This window comes from Janthinobacterium sp. PSPC3-1 (assembly GCF_049896105.1).
Classification (GTDB): Bacteria; Pseudomonadota; Gammaproteobacteria; order Burkholderiales; family Burkholderiaceae_D; genus Janthinobacterium.
The window spans coordinates 246,833-266,067 of record NZ_JAFCTQ010000004.1 but is presented as its reverse complement, the minus strand read 5'-3'; the positions used below and the strand labels follow the sequence as shown (position 1 = coordinate 266,067).

22 protein-coding genes are annotated in these 19,235 nt (G+C 64.8%); 10 read left to right on the top strand and 12 right to left on the bottom strand.

The window, feature by feature from the left end:
* Positions 1-7 precede the first annotated feature (7 nt).
* The 4 genes from ACP7B7_RS07375 to ACP7B7_RS07360 all read left to right on the top strand — a co-directional run bounded on the left by ACP7B7_RS07375 (position 8) and on the right by ACP7B7_RS07360 (position 3,050).
* Entirely contained in the window at positions 8-829 is an 822-nt protein-coding gene (locus ACP7B7_RS07375) for an ABC transporter permease (RefSeq protein WP_308921970.1), read from the top strand.
* Positions 830-844: 15 nt separating this feature from the next.
* A complete protein-coding gene (locus ACP7B7_RS07370; RefSeq protein ID WP_308921971.1) occupies positions 845-1,579 on the top strand; it encodes an ABC transporter ATP-binding protein in 735 nt (244 codons plus the stop codon).
* Between the two features lie 72 nt (positions 1,580-1,651).
* A complete protein-coding gene (gene bla, locus ACP7B7_RS07365; RefSeq protein WP_308921972.1) occupies positions 1,652-2,506 on the top strand; it encodes a subclass B3 metallo-beta-lactamase in 855 nt (284 codons plus the stop codon).
* Positions 2,507-2,579: 73 nt separating this feature from the next.
* On the top strand, positions 2,580-3,050 hold the full coding sequence (locus ACP7B7_RS07360; RefSeq protein WP_308921973.1) for an META domain-containing protein: 471 nt from the start codon (positions 2,580-2,582) through the stop codon (positions 3,048-3,050).
* Here the strand turns inward: ACP7B7_RS07360 and epsC are convergent, their stop codons facing one another.
* Complete coding sequence (gene epsC / locus ACP7B7_RS07355) at positions 3,051-3,986, bottom strand: serine O-acetyltransferase EpsC (protein WP_308921974.1); 936 nt, start codon at positions 3,984-3,986, stop codon at positions 3,051-3,053.
* Between the two features lie 191 nt (positions 3,987-4,177).
* On the opposite strand from epsC, the gene ACP7B7_RS07350 reads away from it, so the two are divergent.
* Positions 4,178-5,356 (top strand): multidrug effflux MFS transporter, encoded by a 1,179-nt coding sequence (locus tag ACP7B7_RS07350; RefSeq protein WP_308921975.1) that lies wholly within the window; start codon positions 4,178-4,180, stop codon positions 5,354-5,356.
* A gap of 53 nt (positions 5,357-5,409) precedes the next feature.
* Here ACP7B7_RS07350 and ACP7B7_RS07345 read toward each other — a convergent pair whose 3' ends face one another.
* The gene (locus ACP7B7_RS07345) at positions 5,410-5,706 is read right to left on the bottom strand and encodes a hypothetical protein (protein ID WP_308921976.1); all 297 of its coding nucleotides are present in this window, start codon (positions 5,704-5,706) and stop codon (positions 5,410-5,412) included.
* A 79-nt stretch (positions 5,707-5,785) separates the two neighbouring features.
* Entirely contained in the window at positions 5,786-6,226 is a 441-nt protein-coding gene (locus ACP7B7_RS07340; RefSeq protein ID WP_308921977.1) for a carboxymuconolactone decarboxylase family protein, read from the bottom strand.
* A 96-nt stretch (positions 6,227-6,322) separates the two neighbouring features.
* Here ACP7B7_RS07340 and ACP7B7_RS07335 point away from each other — a divergent pair, with 96 nt between their 5' ends.
* Positions 6,323-7,765 carry a PLP-dependent aminotransferase family protein gene (locus ACP7B7_RS07335; protein ID WP_308921978.1) on the top strand — a complete coding sequence of 481 codons (1,443 nt, stop codon included), beginning with the start codon at positions 6,323-6,325 and terminating at the stop codon, positions 7,763-7,765.
* Here the strand turns inward: ACP7B7_RS07335 and ACP7B7_RS07330 are convergent, their stop codons facing one another.
* Positions 7,766-8,353 (bottom strand): DUF1287 domain-containing protein, encoded by a 588-nt coding sequence (locus ACP7B7_RS07330; RefSeq protein ID WP_308921979.1) that lies wholly within the window; start codon positions 8,351-8,353, stop codon positions 7,766-7,768.
* Positions 8,354-8,483: 130 nt separating this feature from the next.
* Between ACP7B7_RS07330 and ACP7B7_RS07325 the strand changes: the two genes are divergently transcribed.
* The gene (locus tag ACP7B7_RS07325) at positions 8,484-8,963 is read left to right on the top strand and encodes a hypothetical protein (protein ID WP_308921980.1); all 480 of its coding nucleotides are present in this window, start codon (positions 8,484-8,486) and stop codon (positions 8,961-8,963) included.
* A 98-nt stretch (positions 8,964-9,061) separates the two neighbouring features.
* Positions 9,062-9,466, top strand: a complete 405-nt coding sequence (locus tag ACP7B7_RS07320; RefSeq protein ID WP_308921981.1) for a barstar family protein — start codon at positions 9,062-9,064, stop codon at positions 9,464-9,466.
* A 16-nt stretch (positions 9,467-9,482) separates the two neighbouring features.
* Here ACP7B7_RS07320 and trxC read toward each other — a convergent pair whose 3' ends face one another.
* Positions 9,483-9,932 carry a thioredoxin TrxC gene (trxC, locus tag ACP7B7_RS07315; protein ID WP_308921982.1) on the bottom strand — a complete coding sequence of 150 codons (450 nt, stop codon included), beginning with the start codon at positions 9,930-9,932 and terminating at the stop codon, positions 9,483-9,485.
* Positions 9,933-10,004: 72 nt separating this feature from the next.
* The gene (locus ACP7B7_RS07310; RefSeq protein ID WP_308921983.1) at positions 10,005-10,610 is read right to left on the bottom strand and encodes a LysE/ArgO family amino acid transporter; all 606 of its coding nucleotides are present in this window, start codon (positions 10,608-10,610) and stop codon (positions 10,005-10,007) included.
* 227 nt (positions 10,611-10,837) lie between these two features.
* Between ACP7B7_RS07310 and ACP7B7_RS07305 the strand changes: the two genes are divergently transcribed.
* On the top strand, positions 10,838-11,728 hold the full coding sequence (locus ACP7B7_RS07305; protein ID WP_426076212.1) for a LysR family transcriptional regulator ArgP: 891 nt from the start codon (positions 10,838-10,840) through the stop codon (positions 11,726-11,728).
* A gap of 80 nt (positions 11,729-11,808) precedes the next feature.
* Positions 11,809-12,753, top strand: a complete 945-nt coding sequence (locus tag ACP7B7_RS07300; protein ID WP_308921985.1) for an alpha/beta hydrolase — start codon at positions 11,809-11,811, stop codon at positions 12,751-12,753.
* A 95-nt stretch (positions 12,754-12,848) separates the two neighbouring features.
* Here the strand turns inward: ACP7B7_RS07300 and phaP are convergent, their stop codons facing one another.
* The 6 genes from phaP to ACP7B7_RS07270 all read right to left on the bottom strand — a co-directional run bounded on the left by phaP (position 12,849) and on the right by ACP7B7_RS07270 (position 19,191).
* The gene (gene phaP / locus ACP7B7_RS07295) at positions 12,849-13,472 is read right to left on the bottom strand and encodes a TIGR01841 family phasin (RefSeq protein WP_308921986.1); all 624 of its coding nucleotides are present in this window, start codon (positions 13,470-13,472) and stop codon (positions 12,849-12,851) included.
* A gap of 249 nt (positions 13,473-13,721) precedes the next feature.
* Positions 13,722-14,036: a DUF2628 domain-containing protein gene (locus ACP7B7_RS07290; RefSeq protein WP_308921987.1), complete on the bottom strand. Its 315-nt coding sequence runs from the start codon at positions 14,034-14,036 to the stop codon at positions 13,722-13,724.
* Between the two features lie 7 nt (positions 14,037-14,043).
* Complete coding sequence (locus tag ACP7B7_RS07285; protein WP_308921988.1) at positions 14,044-15,318, bottom strand: YncE family protein; 1,275 nt, start codon at positions 15,316-15,318, stop codon at positions 14,044-14,046.
* 60 nt (positions 15,319-15,378) lie between these two features.
* A complete protein-coding gene (locus ACP7B7_RS07280) occupies positions 15,379-16,227 on the bottom strand; it encodes a creatininase family protein (protein ID WP_308921989.1) in 849 nt (282 codons plus the stop codon).
* A gap of 143 nt (positions 16,228-16,370) precedes the next feature.
* Entirely contained in the window at positions 16,371-18,008 is a 1,638-nt protein-coding gene (locus tag ACP7B7_RS07275; protein WP_308921990.1) for a methyl-accepting chemotaxis protein, read from the bottom strand.
* A gap of 73 nt (positions 18,009-18,081) precedes the next feature.
* Complete coding sequence (locus ACP7B7_RS07270) at positions 18,082-19,191, bottom strand: patatin-like phospholipase family protein (RefSeq protein WP_426076211.1); 1,110 nt, start codon at positions 19,189-19,191, stop codon at positions 18,082-18,084.
* Positions 19,192-19,235: the final 44 nt, after the last annotated feature.

Sequence of the window (19,235 nt, the reverse complement as noted above, 5' to 3'; positions counted from 1 at the left end):
ACCCGTCATGGCCAGAGACACGCTCACCGCACCGGCGTCCGAATCTGATACCGGCGCGCGCCGCACGCTGAGATTGCCACGCGCGGCGGTTGGCCTGCTGCTGCCCCTGCTGGCCTTGATCGCGGCGGAAGCCGGCGTGCGCACGGGCCTGATACCGGCCAATCTGCTGCCGGCGCCCTCGGAGATTGCCGCCACCATCGCCGGCCTGGCGCAGCAGGGACTGGCCGGCCATGTGCTGGCCAGTACCGTGCGCGTGGCCATCGGTTTTACCGGTGGCGCGCTGCTGGCGATACTATTGGGCGCGGCAGTGGGCCTGAACCGCACGGCGGAAGCGCTGCTGGACCCCACCTTCCAGGCGCTGCGCGCGATTCCGTCGCTGGCCTGGGTGCCCTTGCTGCTGCTGTGGCTGGGCATCGACGAAGCGCCCAAGCTGGTCCTGATCGGCATCGGCGCCTTTTTTCCCGTGTATATGGGCGTGGCCTCGGGCATCCGCGACGTCGACCGCAAGCTGATCGACGCGGCCCGCATGTACCGCTTGAGCCGGCCCGCGCTGGCGCGGCGCGTGTTGCTGCCGGCCGCCCTGCCCGCGATTTTCACGGGCCTGCGCAATGGCCTGAGCCTGGCCTGGATGTTCATGGTGGCGGCCGAACTGATCGCCGCCAGCCAGGGCCTGGGCTATCTGCTCAGCGACGGGCGCGAAACCAGCCGCGCCGATATCGTGCTGGCCGCCATCGTGCTGCTGGCCCTGCTGGGCAAGGCCAGCGACAGCCTGATGCAGCGCCTGGAAAACCGCTTGCTGGCCTGGCGCGACAGCTATGCCCCTGCCTGAAGAAAGCCTCGACACATGACCGCACTGCTCGACATCACCATTCATGAAAAGGCCTATGGCGCGCGCCGCGTGCTGCATAACCTGCAGCTGCAGCTGCGGCAAGGCGAGATCGTCAGCCTGATCGGCGCCAGCGGCTGCGGCAAGAGCAGCCTGCTGTCCATCGTGGCCGGCCTCGATGGCGACTTTCGCGGCAGCTTGCGCCTGGACGGCAAGCCGCTCTCCGGCGTGCATGGCGATATCGGCCTGATCTTCCAGGAACCGCGCTTGTTCCCCTGGCTGACGGTGGCGCAAAATATCGCCTTTGGCCTGGGCCCGAAAGGCGAGCACGATCCGAAGGTGGCGCAACTGCTTGACGAAACGGGCCTGCACGGCCTGGCAAACAGCCTGCCCAAGCAACTGTCGGGCGGGCAGGCGCAGCGGGCGGCGATTGCGCGCGGCCTGTTCGGCCAGCCGCGCATCCTGCTGCTGGACGAGCCGTTTTCCGCCGTCGACGCGTTTACCCGCATGAAGCTGCAGGACCTGCTGGCCGATGTCGCCGCGCGCCACGGCTTGACGGTGCTGCTGGTGACGCATGATATCGACGAAGCGCTGTACCTGAGCGACCGCATCGTCATGCTCGATACGCGCGCCGGCCCGCCGCGCGCCCATTACGACGTGACGGCGCCCCGCCCGCGCTCGCGCGCCCCTGCCGCGCAGGCCGCGCTGAAAGACGCCATCCTCGGCGAACTGCACGCGGCGCACGCGATCTGAACGGGCGCCGCATTTGCGCGGCGCCCTTTTCCATGTCAGCATAGGCCACCCTGGCCACTGACAAGGACCGCAATGCCCCCTTTCCTTCCACGCCTGCTTGCGCTGTTGCTGACCGCGCCACTGGCTGCACCGCTGCCGGCGCAGGCGCAAAGCCTGGCGCCGTTTCGGCTGTACGCCAATACCTATTATGTGGGCACGCAGGATGCCAGTTCCGTGCTGATCACCTCGAACGAAGGCCATGTGCTGATCGACGCCGGCCTGCCCGAGTCTGCCGGCACCATCATCGCCAATATCGCCGCGCTGGGCTTTCGCATCGAAGACGTCAGGATGATCATGAATTCGCATGGCCATGCCGAGCATGCGGGCGGCCTGGCCGAACTGCAGCGGCGCAGCGATGCGCTGGTCTTTGCCAGCCCGTCGTCGGCACTCGACCTGGCCGCCGGCGAGGTGGGGCCGGACGATCCGCAATACCATGCGGCCGCCACATTCCCTCCCGTGAGCGACATGCGCCTGGCGCGCGACGGCAACCATTTTACGGCGGGCCCACTCAAGCTGACGGCGCATGCCACGCCCGGCCATACGCCGGGCGGCCTGTCGTGGAGCTGGCAATCGTGCGAGGCCGGCCGCTGCCTGGAGATGGTGTATGCGGACAGTCTGGAACCCGTGTCGCGCCCCGGCTTCAAGTTCAGCGCCAGCAGCGAATATCCGAACGCGCTGGACGACTTCGCGCACAGTTTTGACCTGCTGGAAAAGCTGCCCTGCGATGTGCTGGTGTCGGCGCTGCCGCAAGCATCGACGCTGTGGCAAAGGCTGGCGGCGAGCGCCGACAAAGGGGTTGACGCGTTTGTCGATGCCGGCGCCTGCCGCGCCTATGCGGCAGCCGCGCGCAGCGCGCTGGCCACGCGCCTGGACAGCGAAAAACAATAAGCGCCGGGCAAGCGTACGCACCTGCAGGCGCACTTCTGCTAATCTGCCGCCATTCTTTACACTGAGGACCGCCATGTTGACGTTTTCCCGCACCCTGTCCCTGCTTGCCGCAGCCGCCCTGATCGCCGGCTGCGCGCAAACCCCGCCCGCCGGCCAGGCCGCCGGCGCGCCTGTCGCCAATACTCCCGCCAAGCCGGCGCCGCCGCTGGCCGGCACCATCTGGAAGCTCAAGCAGTTCAATGGCCAGCCGGTGACGCGCACGCCGCCGCGCCAGCGCGACGTGACCATCGTCTTCAACGACGGCCGTGTCAGCGGCCACAGCGGCTGCAACCAGATGATGGGCGCCTACGGCACCAACGGCAGCAGCACGCTGACGTTCTCGCAGTTCGCCGGCACCATGATGGCCTGTGAAAAAGCCGACATGGACCTGGAAAACCAGCTGCTGAAAAGCCTGGGCACCGTCAATGGCTACCGCTTTGACGGCCAGCAGCTGCTGCTGTTGAAGGATGGCGTGGCGGTGGCGCGCTATGAGGCGGTGAAATAATCAATCATGCCGTGACTGGGCCTGCGACACATTGCTGTTCGCCGGCACGCTATGCGTCAGCCACACATTGCCGCCCACGGTGCTGCCGGCGCCGATCGTGATGCGCCCCAGCACCGTGGCGCCCGCGTAGATCACCACGTCGTCTTCGACGATGGGGTGGCGCGGCGTGCCCTTGATCAGCACGCCCGATGCGTCGGCCGGGAAGCGCTTGGCGCCCAGGGTCACGGCCTGGTACAGGCGCACGCGCTCGCCGATGATGGCCGTCTCGCCGATCACCACGCCGGTGCCATGGTCGATGAAGAAGCTCGCGCCGATCCGCGCGCCAGGGTGGATGTCGATGCCGGTCAGGGTATGGGCGATATCGGCCACCAGGCGCGCCAGGAACGGTGAGCCGAGCGTGTGCAGCCGGTGCGCCAGGCGGTGGTACAAGATGGCGATGGTGCCCGGATAGCACAGCATGATCTCGGCCACCGAGGTGGCGGCCGGGTCGCCCGCGTAGGCGGCCTGCACGTCGGACACCAGCAGCGCGCGTATGTCGGGCAGGCTGGCGGCGAACTCGCGCGTGATGTCGCGCGCTTTTGATGCCAGCGCGTCGTCGCTGGCCTCGGTGTGTGGATCCCCCGGCGCCACGGAAAACAGCAGGCCGCGCCGCACTTGCTCGCTCAAGCGGTTGAGCGTGGTGTTGAGCGTGTCGCCGACAAAATAATCGATGCTTTCATCGGTCAGGTTGGGCCGCCCGTAATGGGTGGGAAACAGCGCCGCCGACAGGCCGTTGACGATGGTGGTCAGGGCCTCGCGCGACGGCAGTTCGCGCACGCGGCCATTGTGGCGGATCTTGTGCTTTTCTTCGCGCGACACGCGCAGCGCGGCGATCACGGGACCTAGGTTCCACTGGACCGTGTCGTCGACGCCGGCCGGAGTATCAATGCTGTGCATGGCTGTTCATTTCAAATAAAACGGCGCGCAGGCCGGGTCGCCCCAGCTTAGCGGCTGCGGGCCGCAAGTCCAAGGAAGCATTTCATGCATCGATATGCGAAAAACGCATATCGGCAGCCGGAACAAGGCGGCCGCCAACAGCATCCGGCCCGCTAGCGTAAAATGGCGGACTAACAAAATCACTGTAGAACATGACTAAATTATTAACCTGGATACTGGCGGGCCTGGCGATGGTCGGACCGCTGGCCATCGATACCTATCTGCCGTCTTTCCCCGCCATCGTCCACGACTTCAACGCCAGCCCCTTGCTGGTGCAGCAGACCCTGAGCTTTTTCCTGTTTTGCTTTGCCTTCATGATGCTGTTCTACGGCACCCTGTCAGACTCGTTCGGCCGCCGCCCGGTGATCCTGGTGTCGCTGGTGCTGTACGTGATCGCCTCGGTCGGCGCCGCGCTGGCGCCCTCGCTGGGCGCTCTGCTGGCCTGGCGCGTGCTGCAGGGCCTGTCGGCCGGCGCCGGTTCCGTCATCGGCCGCGCCATCGTGCAGGACCGCTACTCGGGCGCCGAAGCGCAAAAAATCCTCTCGCACATCATGATGGTGTTTGCGCTGGCGCCGGCGATCGCGCCCGTGCTGGGCGGCTGGCTGCAGGTGGGCCTGGGCTGGCGCTGGATCTTCTGGTTCCTGACTGCCTTCGGCGTGCTGATGTTTGTCGTCGTCTGGCGCGCCCTGCCGGAAAGCCTGCCGAAGGAACAGCGCCACGCCTTCCACCTGGGCAGCATCGCCGTCAACTACTGGAATGTGCTGCGCCACCGCCAGTTCCTGCTGCTGTCGACGGCCATCGGCGCGGCCTTCGGCGGCTTCGCCCTGTATATCGGTTCGGCCGCCTACTTCATCATCAATATCCTGCACCTGCCGGAAACGGCGTTTGCCTGGCTGTTCATTCCCTTGATCAGCGGCATGGTGTTCGGTTCGGCCCTGTCGAGCAAGGTCGCCCACCGCTACAGCCAGCGCCAGATGGTGTGGGCCGGCTTTGCCCTGATGCTGGTGGCGGCCGCCGTCAATATCGTCTATAACTATTTCTTTGCCGCCGAAGTGCCATGGGCCGTGCTGCCCTTGTTCTTCTACTCGTTCGCCCTGTCGCTGGCGATGCCGCCGATGACCCTGATGGCGCTGAACCACTTCCCCAACAACAGCGGCCTGGCGTCGTCGATGCAGTCATTCATCCAGATGCTGCTGTTCGCGCTGGTGTCGGGATTGGTCGCGCCGCTGCTGTTCGACAGCGCCTTGAACCTGGCGTATGGGGTGATGGGTGGACTGGTGGTGGCGCTGGCGTGCTGGGTGCTGGCGCAGGGAATGCGTAGGTCGGATTAGCGCTACGCGCGTAATCCGACAACATTGTTAACGCGGCCAACGGTGGTGTCGGATTACGGCCAGGGCGCCGGTGTCACATCGCGGTACTGCGCCCCGCCATCCTCCGGCTCCGCTTCGCCCTGTTGCGACGGCTGGCCCAAGGGCCCGGCCGGCGAGCGCAGGCCGAGGATTTCCTTGCGCGACTCGACGAAGTCGGCCGAACTCAGGGGATGCTGCTGGTCGGGCCAGTGGCCCACCGCCCATTCCTGCAAGGCTTCGAAGCGCCGCCACAGTTCGGCGATGAACTCGCGGCGTGCCGCTTCCTGCTGCTCGGACGTCTTTTCGGTAACGTCGCCCACATTTGCTTCCATGGCTGCTCCTGGCTGATAAGTCGTGCCCTCAGCTTAAGCACGGCCACGGCCAGCGTCTGTACGCGAACGAACGCTCAGCTTATGCCGGCATCTTGCCGAAACCCACGGCCAGGCGATTCCAGGTATTGATGGCGCCGATGGCCAGGGTGACGTTGACCATTTCGGCCGGCGTCAGTTCGGCCGCCAGCGCCGCATACGCCTCGTCGGACGGATGGGCTTGCGCGATCAGGGTCTGCGCTTCGGTCCAGGCCAGCACCGCCCGTTCGCGCGCGGTGAAGAACGGCGTTTCGTGCCAGACCGAGACGGCGTACAGGCGACGCTCGGTTTCGCCGGCCTTGCGCGCGTCGTTGGTATGCATGTCGACGCAAAAGGCGCAGCCATTGATTTGCGAGGCGCGCAGGCGGATCAGTTCCATCAGCGAATGCTCGATACCGAGTTTGGCGATGGCCGCTTCGAGCGCATACATGGCCTTGTTGGCGTCGGGCGAAGCCTGGGCAAAATCGTGTCGTTGCTGTGTCATGATGGCTTTCCTTGATAAAGTAGAGATGCACCATTGTAGAAGCGCGGCCACTGGCCGCGGCAGGCCAATTTCCCCTGAAAACAGCAGACCATCACCATGGAATTACATATCAGCCTGGAAGGCAGGCGCGACCTGGGCGGCCAGTTGTACCGCCAGTTGAGCGAGGCGATACGCGGCGGGCGCCTGGCCGACGGCCAGCAACTGCCGCCGTCGCGCCTGCTGGCCAGCCAGCTGGGGCTGTCACGCAAGACCGTCTCGGACGTGTATGACAGGCTGGGCTATGAACAGCTGCTGGTGGGCAAGGTCGGCGTCGGCAGCTTCGTGCAGGCGCCGCCAGCTTCACCGCCGCCCCGCCCTTCCGGCGCCCCGCTTGCCAGCAGCGCACGCCTGGCGCACTGGGACGCCATGCCGCTGCCGCTGGTGCAGGGCCCGCGCAGCGAATTTCCGCGCTACACCTTTATCGGCGGACGCGCCACGCCGGCCCTGTTTCCGCACGACGAATGGCGGCGCTGCGTGCAACACGCGCTGCGCGAGGAGCGCGGCGAGCGCGGCAACTACGCGCCGGTGGCCGGGCTGCCGGTGCTGCGCACGGCCATCGCCGGCCACGCGGCATTCAGCCGCGGCATCGTCTGCACTCCCGAACAGATCGTGGTCACCAATGGCGCCCAGCAAGCCTTGTCGCTACTGGCACAGGCCCTGCTGGAAGCGGGCGACATGGTGGTGGTGGAAGAGCCGGGCTATCCGATGGCGCGCCAGCTGTTCGAGGCCATGGGCGCGCATGTGGTGGGCGTGGAGGTGGACGAGGAAGGCATGGTGGTGGCGCAAATTCCCGATGGCGCCAGGCTGATCTATGCGACGCCGACCCACCAGTTCCCGCTCGGCATGCCGATGAGCACGGCGCGCCGCCAGGCGCTGCTGGCGCGCGCGGGCGAGTTGGGCGCCATCATTATCGAAGACGATTACGACAGCGCCTTCCGCTACGAAGGCCGGCCCACCGACGCGCTGCAAAGCATGGACCGCCACGGCCTGGTGGCCCATGTGGGCAGTTTTTCCAAGACCATGCTGCCGGAATTGCGCATGGGTTATGTGGTGCTGCCGCCAGCGCTGGTGCGCGCCGTGCAGACCGTGAAACACCTGACGGACTGGCACACGCCCAGCCTGGTGCAACTGGCGCTGGCCCGCTTTATCGAGGACGGCCACTTGCTGCGCCATATCCGCCGCTGCCACGATGTGTATGCGGGCCGGCGCGAACGGCTGCGGCACTGGTTCGACGGCCCGCTGGCGCCGTGGTTTGCACTGGTGCCGGCCACGGCCGGCTTTCACGTGGCCGCGCTGGTCAACGAACACGTGCCGCTCGATGTGGCGCAACTGCTGCGCCGCGCGCGCCGGGACGGCGTGGGGCTGCTGTCGATCGCGCCGTTTTATCACGGCGTGCCACACCGGCAAGGGCTGTACCTGGGTTATGGCGCCATCGACACGCTGGACATCGATGCGGCGCTGGGCATACTGATGGGCATCTTGCAGGACATGGCGCCCTGATTATTTGCCCTGCCAGCGGTAATGGCCGGTGACGGGATAGGCGAACAGGATGTTTTCTTCCCTGGCGCCGGCGCCGATATTGTGGATCACCAGCGGCACGCCGCCAGCGGCCTGTTTGTCGCTGACGATGCCGATATGCGTGAGGTTGCCCGGCAACATCCAGGTCACGATATCGCCCGGCTTGTAGTTGCCGCCATCCTTGCTGACCGGCAGGCTGCTGCCGTGGCGGCCGAAAAACGTCGCCAGGTTCGGTACGCGGCGGTGATCGATATTGCGGTCCGGCGCCTTCATCTGCCAACGCCCCTTCTTCTGGTAGACCTCCCACGCCTGTTTCATGTCCTGGTGCACCAGCACCTGCAAGTCGGCCCCCAGCTTGCGGTAGGCGCGCACCACCACGTCGGTGCACACGCCGCGCTCGAGCGGCACGTCGCCACCCGGATAGGCCAGCCGTTCGTAGCGCGGATCGTAAGACAGGGTCACGCCGACCTGGCTGCGGGCGGCGGCCACCAGGCCAGTGGCGGAGGTGCTTGCCAGCGCGCCAGACGACAGCACTGCCAGCAGGATCATCGGTAACAGTTTGACGCGCATAAATGTGCTTGACCGGTAAAGGAAACAGGCGGACTGTACACCATCGGCCCGGCATGCGGCGCACCACGCCAGCCCGAGGCGCCTGGGCTATACTCCCAGCCTTTACTTCATGCCAGAAAGTTTTTCACCCATGTCAACAGCGGCCGAATTTTTCCACGCGATACTGCGCGCGGCGATCGACGATATCAAGTCGCGCAACGTCCCCGTGTACACCTTTGCGTTTTACCATGACCATGCAGCGCGCGCCGTCTCGGTCTGCGTCGATACGAAAGCGAGCTCGCAACGCGCGGTGCAGGAATCGAACTCGGTCAGCCTCGAGTATTTCCTGGAAGCGCTGGCCGACGGCGACCTCAAGGAGGCAAGCCAGTGGCCGGCCAATGGCGGCAGAAGCCTGACGCTGGGCGACTTCGCCCTGGTCAATGTCGCGCGCCAGGAGATCGTCGACCTGCGTGTCAACAAACAGTTTCATGGCCAGATGATACGGGCGGTGATGGCGTTCCAGGATGAAATCGCCACCTTGTCGCAGGAACCCGCGGAGCTGCTGCTGACATGCTCGGGCGTTGACGAAGAAGTCGAGTATGTCTGGTCGCTGCCGCCGGCCGGCCAGTAATGGCTGGTCCCTGCGCAGGCAGTGATGCCGGCCAGGGCACGGATACGGCCGACAAGCAGGCCTTACACACACACTGCATGTCCAGGAAATGAACACCCATGAAACCCGCTATTTATATCGATGGCGAACGCTTTTCCACGCTTGACGAGTTTTTCAGGCATTTTCAGGAGCAGGCGCTGGGAGGCGCACGCTGGGGCAGCAATCTCGATGCGTTCCACGATGTCCTGCGCGGCGGCTTCGGCACGCCTGAAGACGGCTTTTTGCTCATCTGGAAAAACCATCTGTTATCCGGAAGCCGTCTTGGATATGCCGAGACGCAACGGGTACTGCGGCGGCGGCTCACGACCTGTCATCCAGCCAATCTTGACCATGTGCAGGCAGAGCTGGCGCTCGCGGAACAGCATCAGGGGGAGACTGTGTTCGACTGGCTGGTGGAGATCATCAGGATGCACGGCCCTGGCGGGTTGGAACAGGAAGACGGCGTCGAACTATTCCTGCAGTGAATCACTCCGGCCATGCCTACCGCGCCTTCGACCGTGCCCAGCTGATGATGGTATTGGCATCGACCGCCCCGGGCTGGCGCGCCACTTCCATGCCGTTCTGAAACAGTGCCAAGGTGGGAATGCTGCGGATGGCGAAGCGGGCGGCGATATCCTGCGACGCTTCGGTATTGACTTTGACCACGCGAAAGGCCGGCTCCAGGGTCTTGGCGGCCTGGGCGTAGAACGGGGTCATGGTGCGGCACGGGCCACACCATGGGGCCCAGAAGTCGACCAGCACGGGAATGTCGGTGCGCTCGATATGCTTCAAAAAGCGTGCGCTGGACAGGTCGACCGGCAGGCCGGTGAACAGGTCCTTCTGGCATTTGCCGCAGGTGGGCTGTTCACGCAGGCGCGCCGGTGGCAGGCGGTTGACGGCGTCGCAATGGGGGCAGACGATATGCAGGGCTTCTGGCGGGGTCGGGGTCATGATAATGGAGCCGTTGGCTGATTCATAAAACCCTACCTTAGCAGAAATCCCTGCCGCCTTCCGCAGGCGTGCTTACAGGAACAGCGAAGCGGCAATCGCCCACATCACCAGCGCGATGATGCCGTCGAGCACGCGCCAGGCCACGGGCTTGGCGAACACGGGCGCGAGGTAGCGCGCGCCAAAACCCAGCACGAAAAACCACAGGGCCGAGGCCATGATGGCGCCGCCGGCAAAATACACGCGGCCGCTGCCTTCGTGCTGGCCGCCGATCGAACCGAGCAAGATCACCGTGTCGAGAAAGGCGTGCGGGTTCAGCAGGCTGAACGCCAGCGCCGCGCCGATCACGGCCCAGTAGCCGTCCGGCGCCTTGGCGGTCGAGGCCGTCAGGGCGGCGGGACGCCAGGCCGATTTCGCCGCCCGCAGCCCGTAGGCGATCAGGAAGGTGGCGCCGCCAGCCTTGGCCCACAGCAGGAAGCTGGGGTTGTTGGCGATCACCGTGCCCATGCCGGCCACGCCGGCCGAGATCAGCAAGGCGTCGCACACCAGGCAGACCAGGATGCAGGTCAGCACATAATGGCGTTTCAGGCCCTGTTTCAGCAAGAACGCGTTTTGCGTGCCGATGGCCACGATCAGGCTGGCGCCCAGGCCCATGCCTTTCAAGAAGATTGCGCTATCCATGATAATTCCTTTATCGATGCTTTCCCCTGGCGCGCAGCTGCCCACGCCCGGCCGGCAAGACGCTCGGCGAGGCTGTAAAAGGTAGAAGACGGTGGGCGCGAATGTCAGCGTTGCCGGCAGTGCCGGCGGTGCCGCGCGCGGAGGAAGTTGTTACCCTAAGACAGCAGTGTAAAGAAAAAGTAAATATAAGTATAATCAATGATTCTAACTATATATAAGAGATACTTATGCGCGTGGTCGATTACCGTGGGCTGGCGGCGCTCGACGCCGTGATCGGCCTAGGCAGTTTTGAAAAGGCCGCGCAGTCGCTGGCGATCAGCCAGCCGGCCGTGTCGCAGCGCATCCGCACCCTGGAAAACCTGGAAGGCACTTTGCTGGTCATCCGCAGCCACCCGCCGCTGCCGACCGAAGCGGGCCAGCGCCTGATCGCCCACTACCGCCAGGTCAAGCTGCTGGAGGCGGCGCTCGACGCCCAGCCCGGCCCCTCTACCCGCTTGCCCGAGCTGGCGATCGCCGTCAACGCCGACAGCGCCGCCACCTGGATACCGGAAGCGCTGGGGCCGCTGTTGACGCCGCCATCGTGCCTGCTCGATATTCGCCTCGATGACCAGGATCACACCCTGAGCCAGTTGCGCGAGGGACGCGTATTTGCCTGCGTTACCAGCGCCACCGACCTGGTGGCGGGCACCACCGCCACCCCGCTGGGCGGCATGCGCTATCTGTGCGTGGCCGCGCCCGCGTTTGCCCAGCGCTGGTTCGGCGACGGATTTACCGCCGAGGCCGTCAGCCAGGCGCCCGCCATCACCTTCGGCAGCAAGGACGCGCTGCACGAGCGCTACCTGGAACACCGGCTCGGCTATACGGGCCGCTACCCGCACCATGTGCTGGGCTCGGCGCGCGACTTCGTGCGCCTGATCGAAATGGGCTACGCCTATGGCATGGTGCCGCTGCTGCAGGCGGAAACGGCGCTGGCCGCCGGCCGGCTGGTCGACGTGGCGGCCGGCCAGGCGCTCGACGTGCCTTTGACCTGGCATGCCTGGGATATCCAGACGCCGCTCACGCGCACCCTGTCCGACGCGGTGATCGTCACGGCCCGCAAATGGCTGCTGCAACCGTGAGTGTGCAGTATGCCCAGCAGTGTGCGCTTGCGGCCCCGCTTGACCTACACTGAGGCAACAATGACAAACAGGCGGATCCCATGAGCATTGCGCGCACCTCCATGCTGGCTTTGCTGGCCATCCTTCCCCTGACGGCCAGCCTGGTCGCCTGTACACCGCTGACCGCCATCAACGCGCTGTCCTCCAGCAGCGAGTCGAGCGTCACGCCTGAGCTGCCGTACGGCCCCCTGCCGCGGCAAAAACTCGATGTGTATGCGCCGAAAAGCCATGCGGGCCTGGCACCGGTGGTGGTGTTTTTTTACGGCGGCAACTGGAGCACCGGCGAGCGGGCCGACTACGCCTTTGTCGGCCATGCGCTGGCCTCGCGCGGCTATGTGGCCGTGATCGCCGACTACCGTTTGTATCCCGAGGTGCATTACCCGGAAATATTGCAGGACGCGGCGCGCGCGGTGGCCTGGACGGCGGTCGAAGTACGCCGTTATGGTGGCGACCCGGCCCGCCTGTTCGTGATGGGCCATAGCGCGGGCGCCTATAACGCGGCCATGGTGGCGCTCGACGCCAGTCTGCTGGGCCGCCACGGCATGCGCCCGCAAGACTTGCGCGGCTGGATCGGCCTGGCCGGCCCGTATGACTTTTTGCCGATCGAAAACCCGGACGCCAGGCCCGTGTTTTTCTTCCCCGACACCCCCGCTTCCTCGCAGCCGATCAACCATGTGACGGCGGGGGCGCCGCCGGCGCTGTTGATCGCGCCCCAGCCCGGCCACGACAAGCTGGTCAATCCGCAGCGCAATACCGGTGGCCTGGCCGCCGCCCTGCGCGCGCAAGGCCGGCCCGTGACGGAACAGTATCTCGATGGCGTCAGCCACGCCACCCTGGTCGCCTCGCTGGCCAGTCCCCTGCGCATGCTGGCGCCCACCCTGGACCGGGTCAGCACCTTTATCGACGCCAACAGCACACCCGAGGCGAACGCCGGCAACAGCACCCTGGCCCAGCCGGCGCCGCAAACAAAAACGCCCGTCCGGTAAGGGACGGGCGTACGAGGTCAGGCATCGCCTATGGACTTGCACCGCCAGTCCGGGTCTCGGCCCCCGTGCAGGCGGTTCAGTCCTGGCCGGCAGGATTACTCCTTGCGGCTGCTGGCCTTGCTTTGCGTGCCGGTAGCCTGGCTGGCCGACGCTTGCGCACCTTCACTGGCCGACTGGGCGCTGCCCTGGCTGCCGCTTTGCAGGCTTTGACCTTCACGGCCCTGTGCGCCGCGCTGGTCACGGCTGAAGCCGTTGCCATTCTGGAAGCCCTGGAAAGGCTCGGCGATGCGCTGCATGGTTTCCTGCTGCTTGCGCAGGTTTTTTTCCGTTTCTTCCGATGCCGTACGGGCTACTTCCTCGGCCAGCGCCTTGGCCGTGCGGCTGGTTTCGGACACATGCTGTTCAGCCACATTGGCCAGTTCCACCTGGGCGTCGGCAGCCACGCGCGACAGTTGTTGCTGATACACACGCAGCTGTTCGGCGGCCGGCTGGCCGGCGGCGGCGGCCACGCGGAACGCATCTTCCGGACGTTCCACCGTGATCAGGTTATGCGTGGCGATGGTGGCTTCTTCCAGCAGGCTTTGCGCCAGTTGCACATGCAGGTCGCTGATTTGCTGCACCGAATGGAACAACGATTTCGAGATACCGTTAAAGAACGACAATTGGGCTTCCAGGTGGTTTTTGGCGGCAGGGGTGACATTACGCGAGTATGGATACATGGAGTTTCCTTTAACGTGAACATGGGGTTGAGATGCCAAAGCGGCATCAGGCAATACGCGAGAAACATGACTGCTGTTGGAGGACAGCTGCTTGGCAACGCGAGTCCCAAGGCTACGTGAGCACGACTGGCGCGGGATGATCTATATCAAAGATGCGCAGGGCTGCGCAAAGAATGTTGAGGAGGCGGCACGCCCTTGGCGCGGCGCAAAATAGTGGAGGAGAAACTATGCGAACCGGGTAGAAACTTCTCAGGCGACCCGCGTGTAGCCCTGGCGCATGAGTGATGCTTCCAGCCAGCGGTTGCCATACCAGCCGCGCAGCAGCAGGTAGGACAGTTGCACGCTGCTGGCCAGCAGCATCGCCGCCTCCCTGCCCTGGATGTCGGCCAGCCCGCTGCAGGCCGACAAGGCCAGGTCCAGGCACAACATCGGCAGCAGCCACCACCAGCGCCGCTTGGCGATCGCCCACAGGGTGCCGAGGAAAAACGCGGGCCAGGAAAAGCCCGCGTGCACATAGGCATAACGGCCGGCGCCGTCAGCGTACAGGGTACTGCCTGGTTTCATGCCATCCTTAACGCAGGTTGCCCGTATGGCCCAGCGAATAGCGGCCCGGCTGCGGCCACACGGTCAGGCCGTGCGGCTCCTGGCCCACTTTCACTTTCGACACCTCGCCGCTGGTGGTATTGATGCGGTAGACCACGTCGTCGAAGCGGCCGGACAGCCACAGGTATTTGCCGTCGGCCGACACATTGCCCATGTCGGGACTGCCGCCGCCCGGGATCACCCACTGCGTCACCACTTTTTCGGTGGCGAAATCGATCACGCTGACGCTGCCCTTGCCATTGCGCTTGCCATGGATGCGGTGCGTGCCGCGGTTGGCCACATACAGCTTCTTGCCGTCGCGGCTCGGGTACAGGCCGTGCGCACCGACGCCGGTCTGGATAAAGCCGATTTCCTTCAGGGTGGCGCCATCGACGATGTGCACGCCGTCGGCGTCCATGTCGGCGATAAAGAATTTCTTGCCGTCAGGCGAGATGCGTATGTCTTGCGGCATGCCCTTCTTGACGCTGCAGATTTCATTCGCCGGGCCGCCCACCGGGCCGGACTCGGCAAAACGCTTGGCCGGCATCTGCAGTTTCAGGTAGCCATCGACCTTGCGATTGACCAGGTCGATCTTGGCGATGGTGCCGTCGAACTCGCAGGTAAACATGGCATAGCGGCCGTCGTTCGAGAAATCGGCATGGTTGATGCCGCCGCACTGGGGCGTGTCGATCGAATACTGCACTGCCATGGTCTTCGGATCCCTGAAGTCCAGGCGGTGGCGCGCTTCGGCCACCACGATGGCCGACTTGCCGTCCGGCGTGTAATACATATTATACGGGTCGTCGACCGCCACTTCCTTGCCGTGCTTGCCCGTCAGCGGGTCGATCGGCGTCAGGCTGCCCTTGTCGGTACGCTCGGCATTGTTGGCCACCCACAGGGTGCGCAAGTCCCACGACGGCACCACGTGCTGCGGGCCCAGGCCGACCTTGAACTTGTCGACCACTTTCAGGCTTTCCTGGTCGATCACGTACACATCGTTCGAACGCAGGTTGGGCACATAGACGCGCGGCAAATGGTCCTTCACCACGGCGCTCATGTTGGACGGGCCGATGCTGCCGTAGACATTTTTCGGGTCGACCAGCGGCGGCATGCCGGGCAGCGGAGAATAGGCTGGCGCGGCGGCAGGCGCCGCTGCAGGCCCGGGAACCGCCGCGCCGATGACCTGGCTGGCCACGCCCAGGCCGGCGAGTGCGGCGGCCAGGGCGGAAACGGTGACGATGGTGCGTCGTTGGAGTGTTTTCATGTCAGTTCGCGTGTTTTCGTTGCAAATGCCGGACGCCCACTGGCGTCCGGGTGGAAAAAGTTATTTGTGCTGCAGCAATTGCTTGATGGCCGCCACCGAGGTGTCGACCTGCAGCTTGATGCCGATCTGGCCCAGTTCGGCCGTGGCCCGCGTGGCGTCGCCGCGCACGCCGTCGGCCACGCCTGGTTTGATGCCATGGGCCATGGCCTCACTGCGCACCATGGTGGGATCGGTTGCCAGCATCAGCGCCGCGTCGGCCAGGCCCGCATGCAGGCCGATGTCGGCCGCGCTGAAACCGCGCTTCTGCAGTTCGGCAATATATTTTGTCTGGGTAATGTCATAGTAGTCGAGCAAGGCCCAGGCGCGCGCATCTTGCCCTTTGCCGCCCTTGCTCCAGGCACGGTTCAGTTTGGCGGCGACATTCTGTTCGTTCTTCTGGTAGCCGCCATGGTCGCCGATAAAAATAATGTCGCGAAAGCCATGCTGGCGCAGGCTGGCGGCCGCGCCCTCGAGCACGGCCTCAAACGCGGCCGGCGGTATCGAGATGGTCCCCGCATGGCGCATATGGCCGGCCGGCGGGGAAATGCCGCCTTCCGGCACGTAGCTCACGACCGGCGCGACGATGGTATTGCCCAGCTTTTGCGCGATCTGGCGCGCCAGCATGCCGGCACGTACATTGTGCTTGCCCAGCGCGATATACGGACCGCTCTGCTCGACGCCGCCGATCGGAATCAGCACCGTGGTGGCGCCGTGATTGATGCGATCGCGCAATTCGGTACTGGTCAGTTCTTCCAGCACCACGCTGGACGACGGCGCGGCCAGGCACGACAAGGGCAAGGCAAAGGTCAGGGAGAGGGCAAGCAGGCAGGCGCGTGGCGCCAATGGCAGGCGGTACTGCAAATTCATCATCAAACTTCTTTCGTGGTCATCAAGCGTGACGCCCTGCCTGGCGAGACCAGGCAAGCTGCTGCCACGAGGAATTGTATTCCATCGGGGCAGCAACAGCACGTTAATTTGACACGATTTGGTGCGAATTGACTACAGGCAAACTTTTAGGCCAGCAGGCGCTGCGCAGGCTCCGAGGGACGGCGTGGCGCCTGTTGCTCCGGCAAACCACCCGCCACGCTCAGCTTGCGGCCACCCGCTTCGCCGCGCAGGCGGAACACGGCCACCACGTCGACCAGTTCCACGGCGCGATCCTGCAGCGAAGCGGCGGCAGCGGCGGCCTCTTCCACCAGCGAGGCGTTCTGCTGGGTGACCTGGTCCATCTGCGAGATGGCCTGGTTGACCTGCTCGATGCCGGCGCTCTGCTCGTGGCTGGCGTTGGCGATCTCGCCCATGATATCGGTGACGCGGCGGATGCTGATGACGATCTCTTCCATCGTGGCGCCGGCCTGGTCGACCAGCGCGCTGCCGGTGTTGACTTTCTCGACCGAATCCTCGATCAGTCCCTTGATTTCCTTGGCCGCCGCCGCGCTGCGCTGCGCCAGGTTGCGCACTTCGGTGGCGACCACGGCAAAGCCACGGCCCTGTTCGCCGGCTCGCGCCGCTTCGACCGCCGCATTCAGCGCCAGAATATTGGTCTGGAAGGCAATGCCGTCGATCACGCCGATAATGTCGGCGATCTTCTTCGCCGACGCGTTGATCGAGCCCATCGTGCCGACCACTTGCGCCACCACGGCGCCGCCCTTGCTGGCCACTTCCGAGGCCGACACGGCCAGGGTATTGGCCTGGCGCGCATTGTCCGTGTTCTGGCGCACGGCCGAGGTCAGTTCCTCCAGGCTGGACGCGGTTTCTTCCAGCGACGAGGCTTGCTGCTCGGTACGTACCGACAGGTCGGCATTGCCGGCCGTGATCTGGCCGGCGGCCACGCTGACCGTATCGGCCGAGGTGCGCACGGTGGCGATCACGTCGACGATGCGCTCGAGGAACTGGTTGAAGGCGGTCGCCGTGCGGCCCACTTCATCCATGCGCGCCACGGGCATGGCCGACGACAGGTCCAGGGTCGAGCTGACGCGCTCGAGCGTGCTCTGGATATTGCCCAGGCCGCCACTGATGGTGCGGTAGATATGCCAGGCCAGGGTGCCGGTCAGCAGCATGGCCACGGCCAGCACGGCCAGCATGGTGTACAAGGAGGTATCGTAGGCGGCCAGGCTTTCGGCCTTGACGTCCGACACCAGTTTGTTGTTGTAGGCAATATGATCATCCAGGCTTTTCTTGGCGGCGGCGGCCGTCAGGGCCAGCGGCGTACCGGCGAGCAAGGTGGCGCGCACGCCCTCGATGTCGTCCGCATAGGCGGCGGCAAAGAACGGCACCAGCGCGCGGCGATACGCTTCCATCGCGGCCTGGTCGGCGTCGAGCATCTTGCGGTCGGTTTCATCGTAGATGCGTTCGGCGCGGTATTTGGCGACCAGGTCGTCGAAATCCTTGTTGGCGGCGGCCAGCGACTTGTCCAGCGCGGTCTTGTCGGCCAGGTTCGAAAACACCGACAGGCGGTAGCCGGCCAGGCGCGAGTCGGTCAGAGCGGCCTTGGCCGCGTTCAAGCCCTGGATGCTGGGAATAATGCGGTTTTGCACGGTGTCAAAACGCTCTTGCGCGCGCTTGAGCTGGACGGCGCCGCCGGCGCCCAGCAACAGCAGGGCCAGCAAGGCGATGGATAAAGTCAGTATTAATTGCTTGGTGATATTCATGGTGTGCTCATCAGTGAAGCAGAACTAGGTAAATGAAGTAACTACGTAAAGTGACTCAGTGACATTGAATGCATCATGCCGCCAGCGCCGAGTCTTCGGCTGTGCGGCGCAGCAGATCGCCATGTTCGCGGCAGAAGGCGGCGCCCGCCTTGTAGCCCACGTCGAACAGCAGTTGCATGTTCGAACTGGACCAGTCCAGCGTATCGGGCCAGTGCTGTTCCGGGATGCCGCCCATCAGGTCGAGCTTGAGCAGGCGGCGCTTGGGCTGGCCCGTGCGCGCGTCCGTGTTGTGCTCGAGCTCGAACAGGCGCAGCTCGGTCTTGGAAATTTTCACCAGGGGCGTGATGATGGAACGCACCCAGGCGTCATACAGGTTGCGCGGCTTGCGCAACAGGCGTTCATCGCCGAGGATATCGAGGATGACCAGGGTATCGGCGTCGTGGTGTTCGCCTTTGCCTTCGATAAAAGGGTCGAAATTGAGCGTGTCGAGCGCCGCGCCTTCGATATAGTCGCTGCCGGCGATGTTGGTCGGCGCGTACAGGAAGGGAAACGACAGCGCCGCGCGCACGTGCTCGGGGGCGATTTCATGCTTGCCCCAGTTCTGCATGCGGTGTTCGGTCAGGTTGTAGGCATTGATGTAGAACTGCGGGCGCATGGTTTTCACGCCGGAAAAATCCACCGCCTTTTCCAGGAAGGGCAGATGCGCGCACAGGCCCAGGCTTTTCGACGACAGGTCCGATGGCGACAGCGACGACAGCATCAGCTTGCCCCAGTCCGACCAGGCCGTCGGCGCACCCGCAAACGTTTGCTTGAACGCTTGCACGAAGGGGTTGCTGGCCGGTGGCTGGAACGCGTCGCGGAAGGTGCTTGCCTGCATGCCCGGCTTCTGGAAAATCTTGTAGTTAATCGGGATCATCTTGTAGATGCTGTCGGCCACGCCCGTATCGGCCCAGCTCTGCAGCGCCTGGCGTGGCGTGGCCTCGTGCGGCGTGGTGTACAGCAAACCCATCAACACGCCCGCACCCGAGGCCGAAATCACGTCGAACTCCAGGCCGTCGTCGACAAAGGCGGCCAGCGCACCGGCGATCAGGGTGGAATTGGGCGCACCACCACCGAGCAGCAAACCGGTCTTGCGGGCCGGCATCGAGCTCACGGCGGGGGCTTTTACATTGACTGATTTCATGCACACTCCTGTATGGCGGAGCAGACCTGCGCCCCTGGGATCAA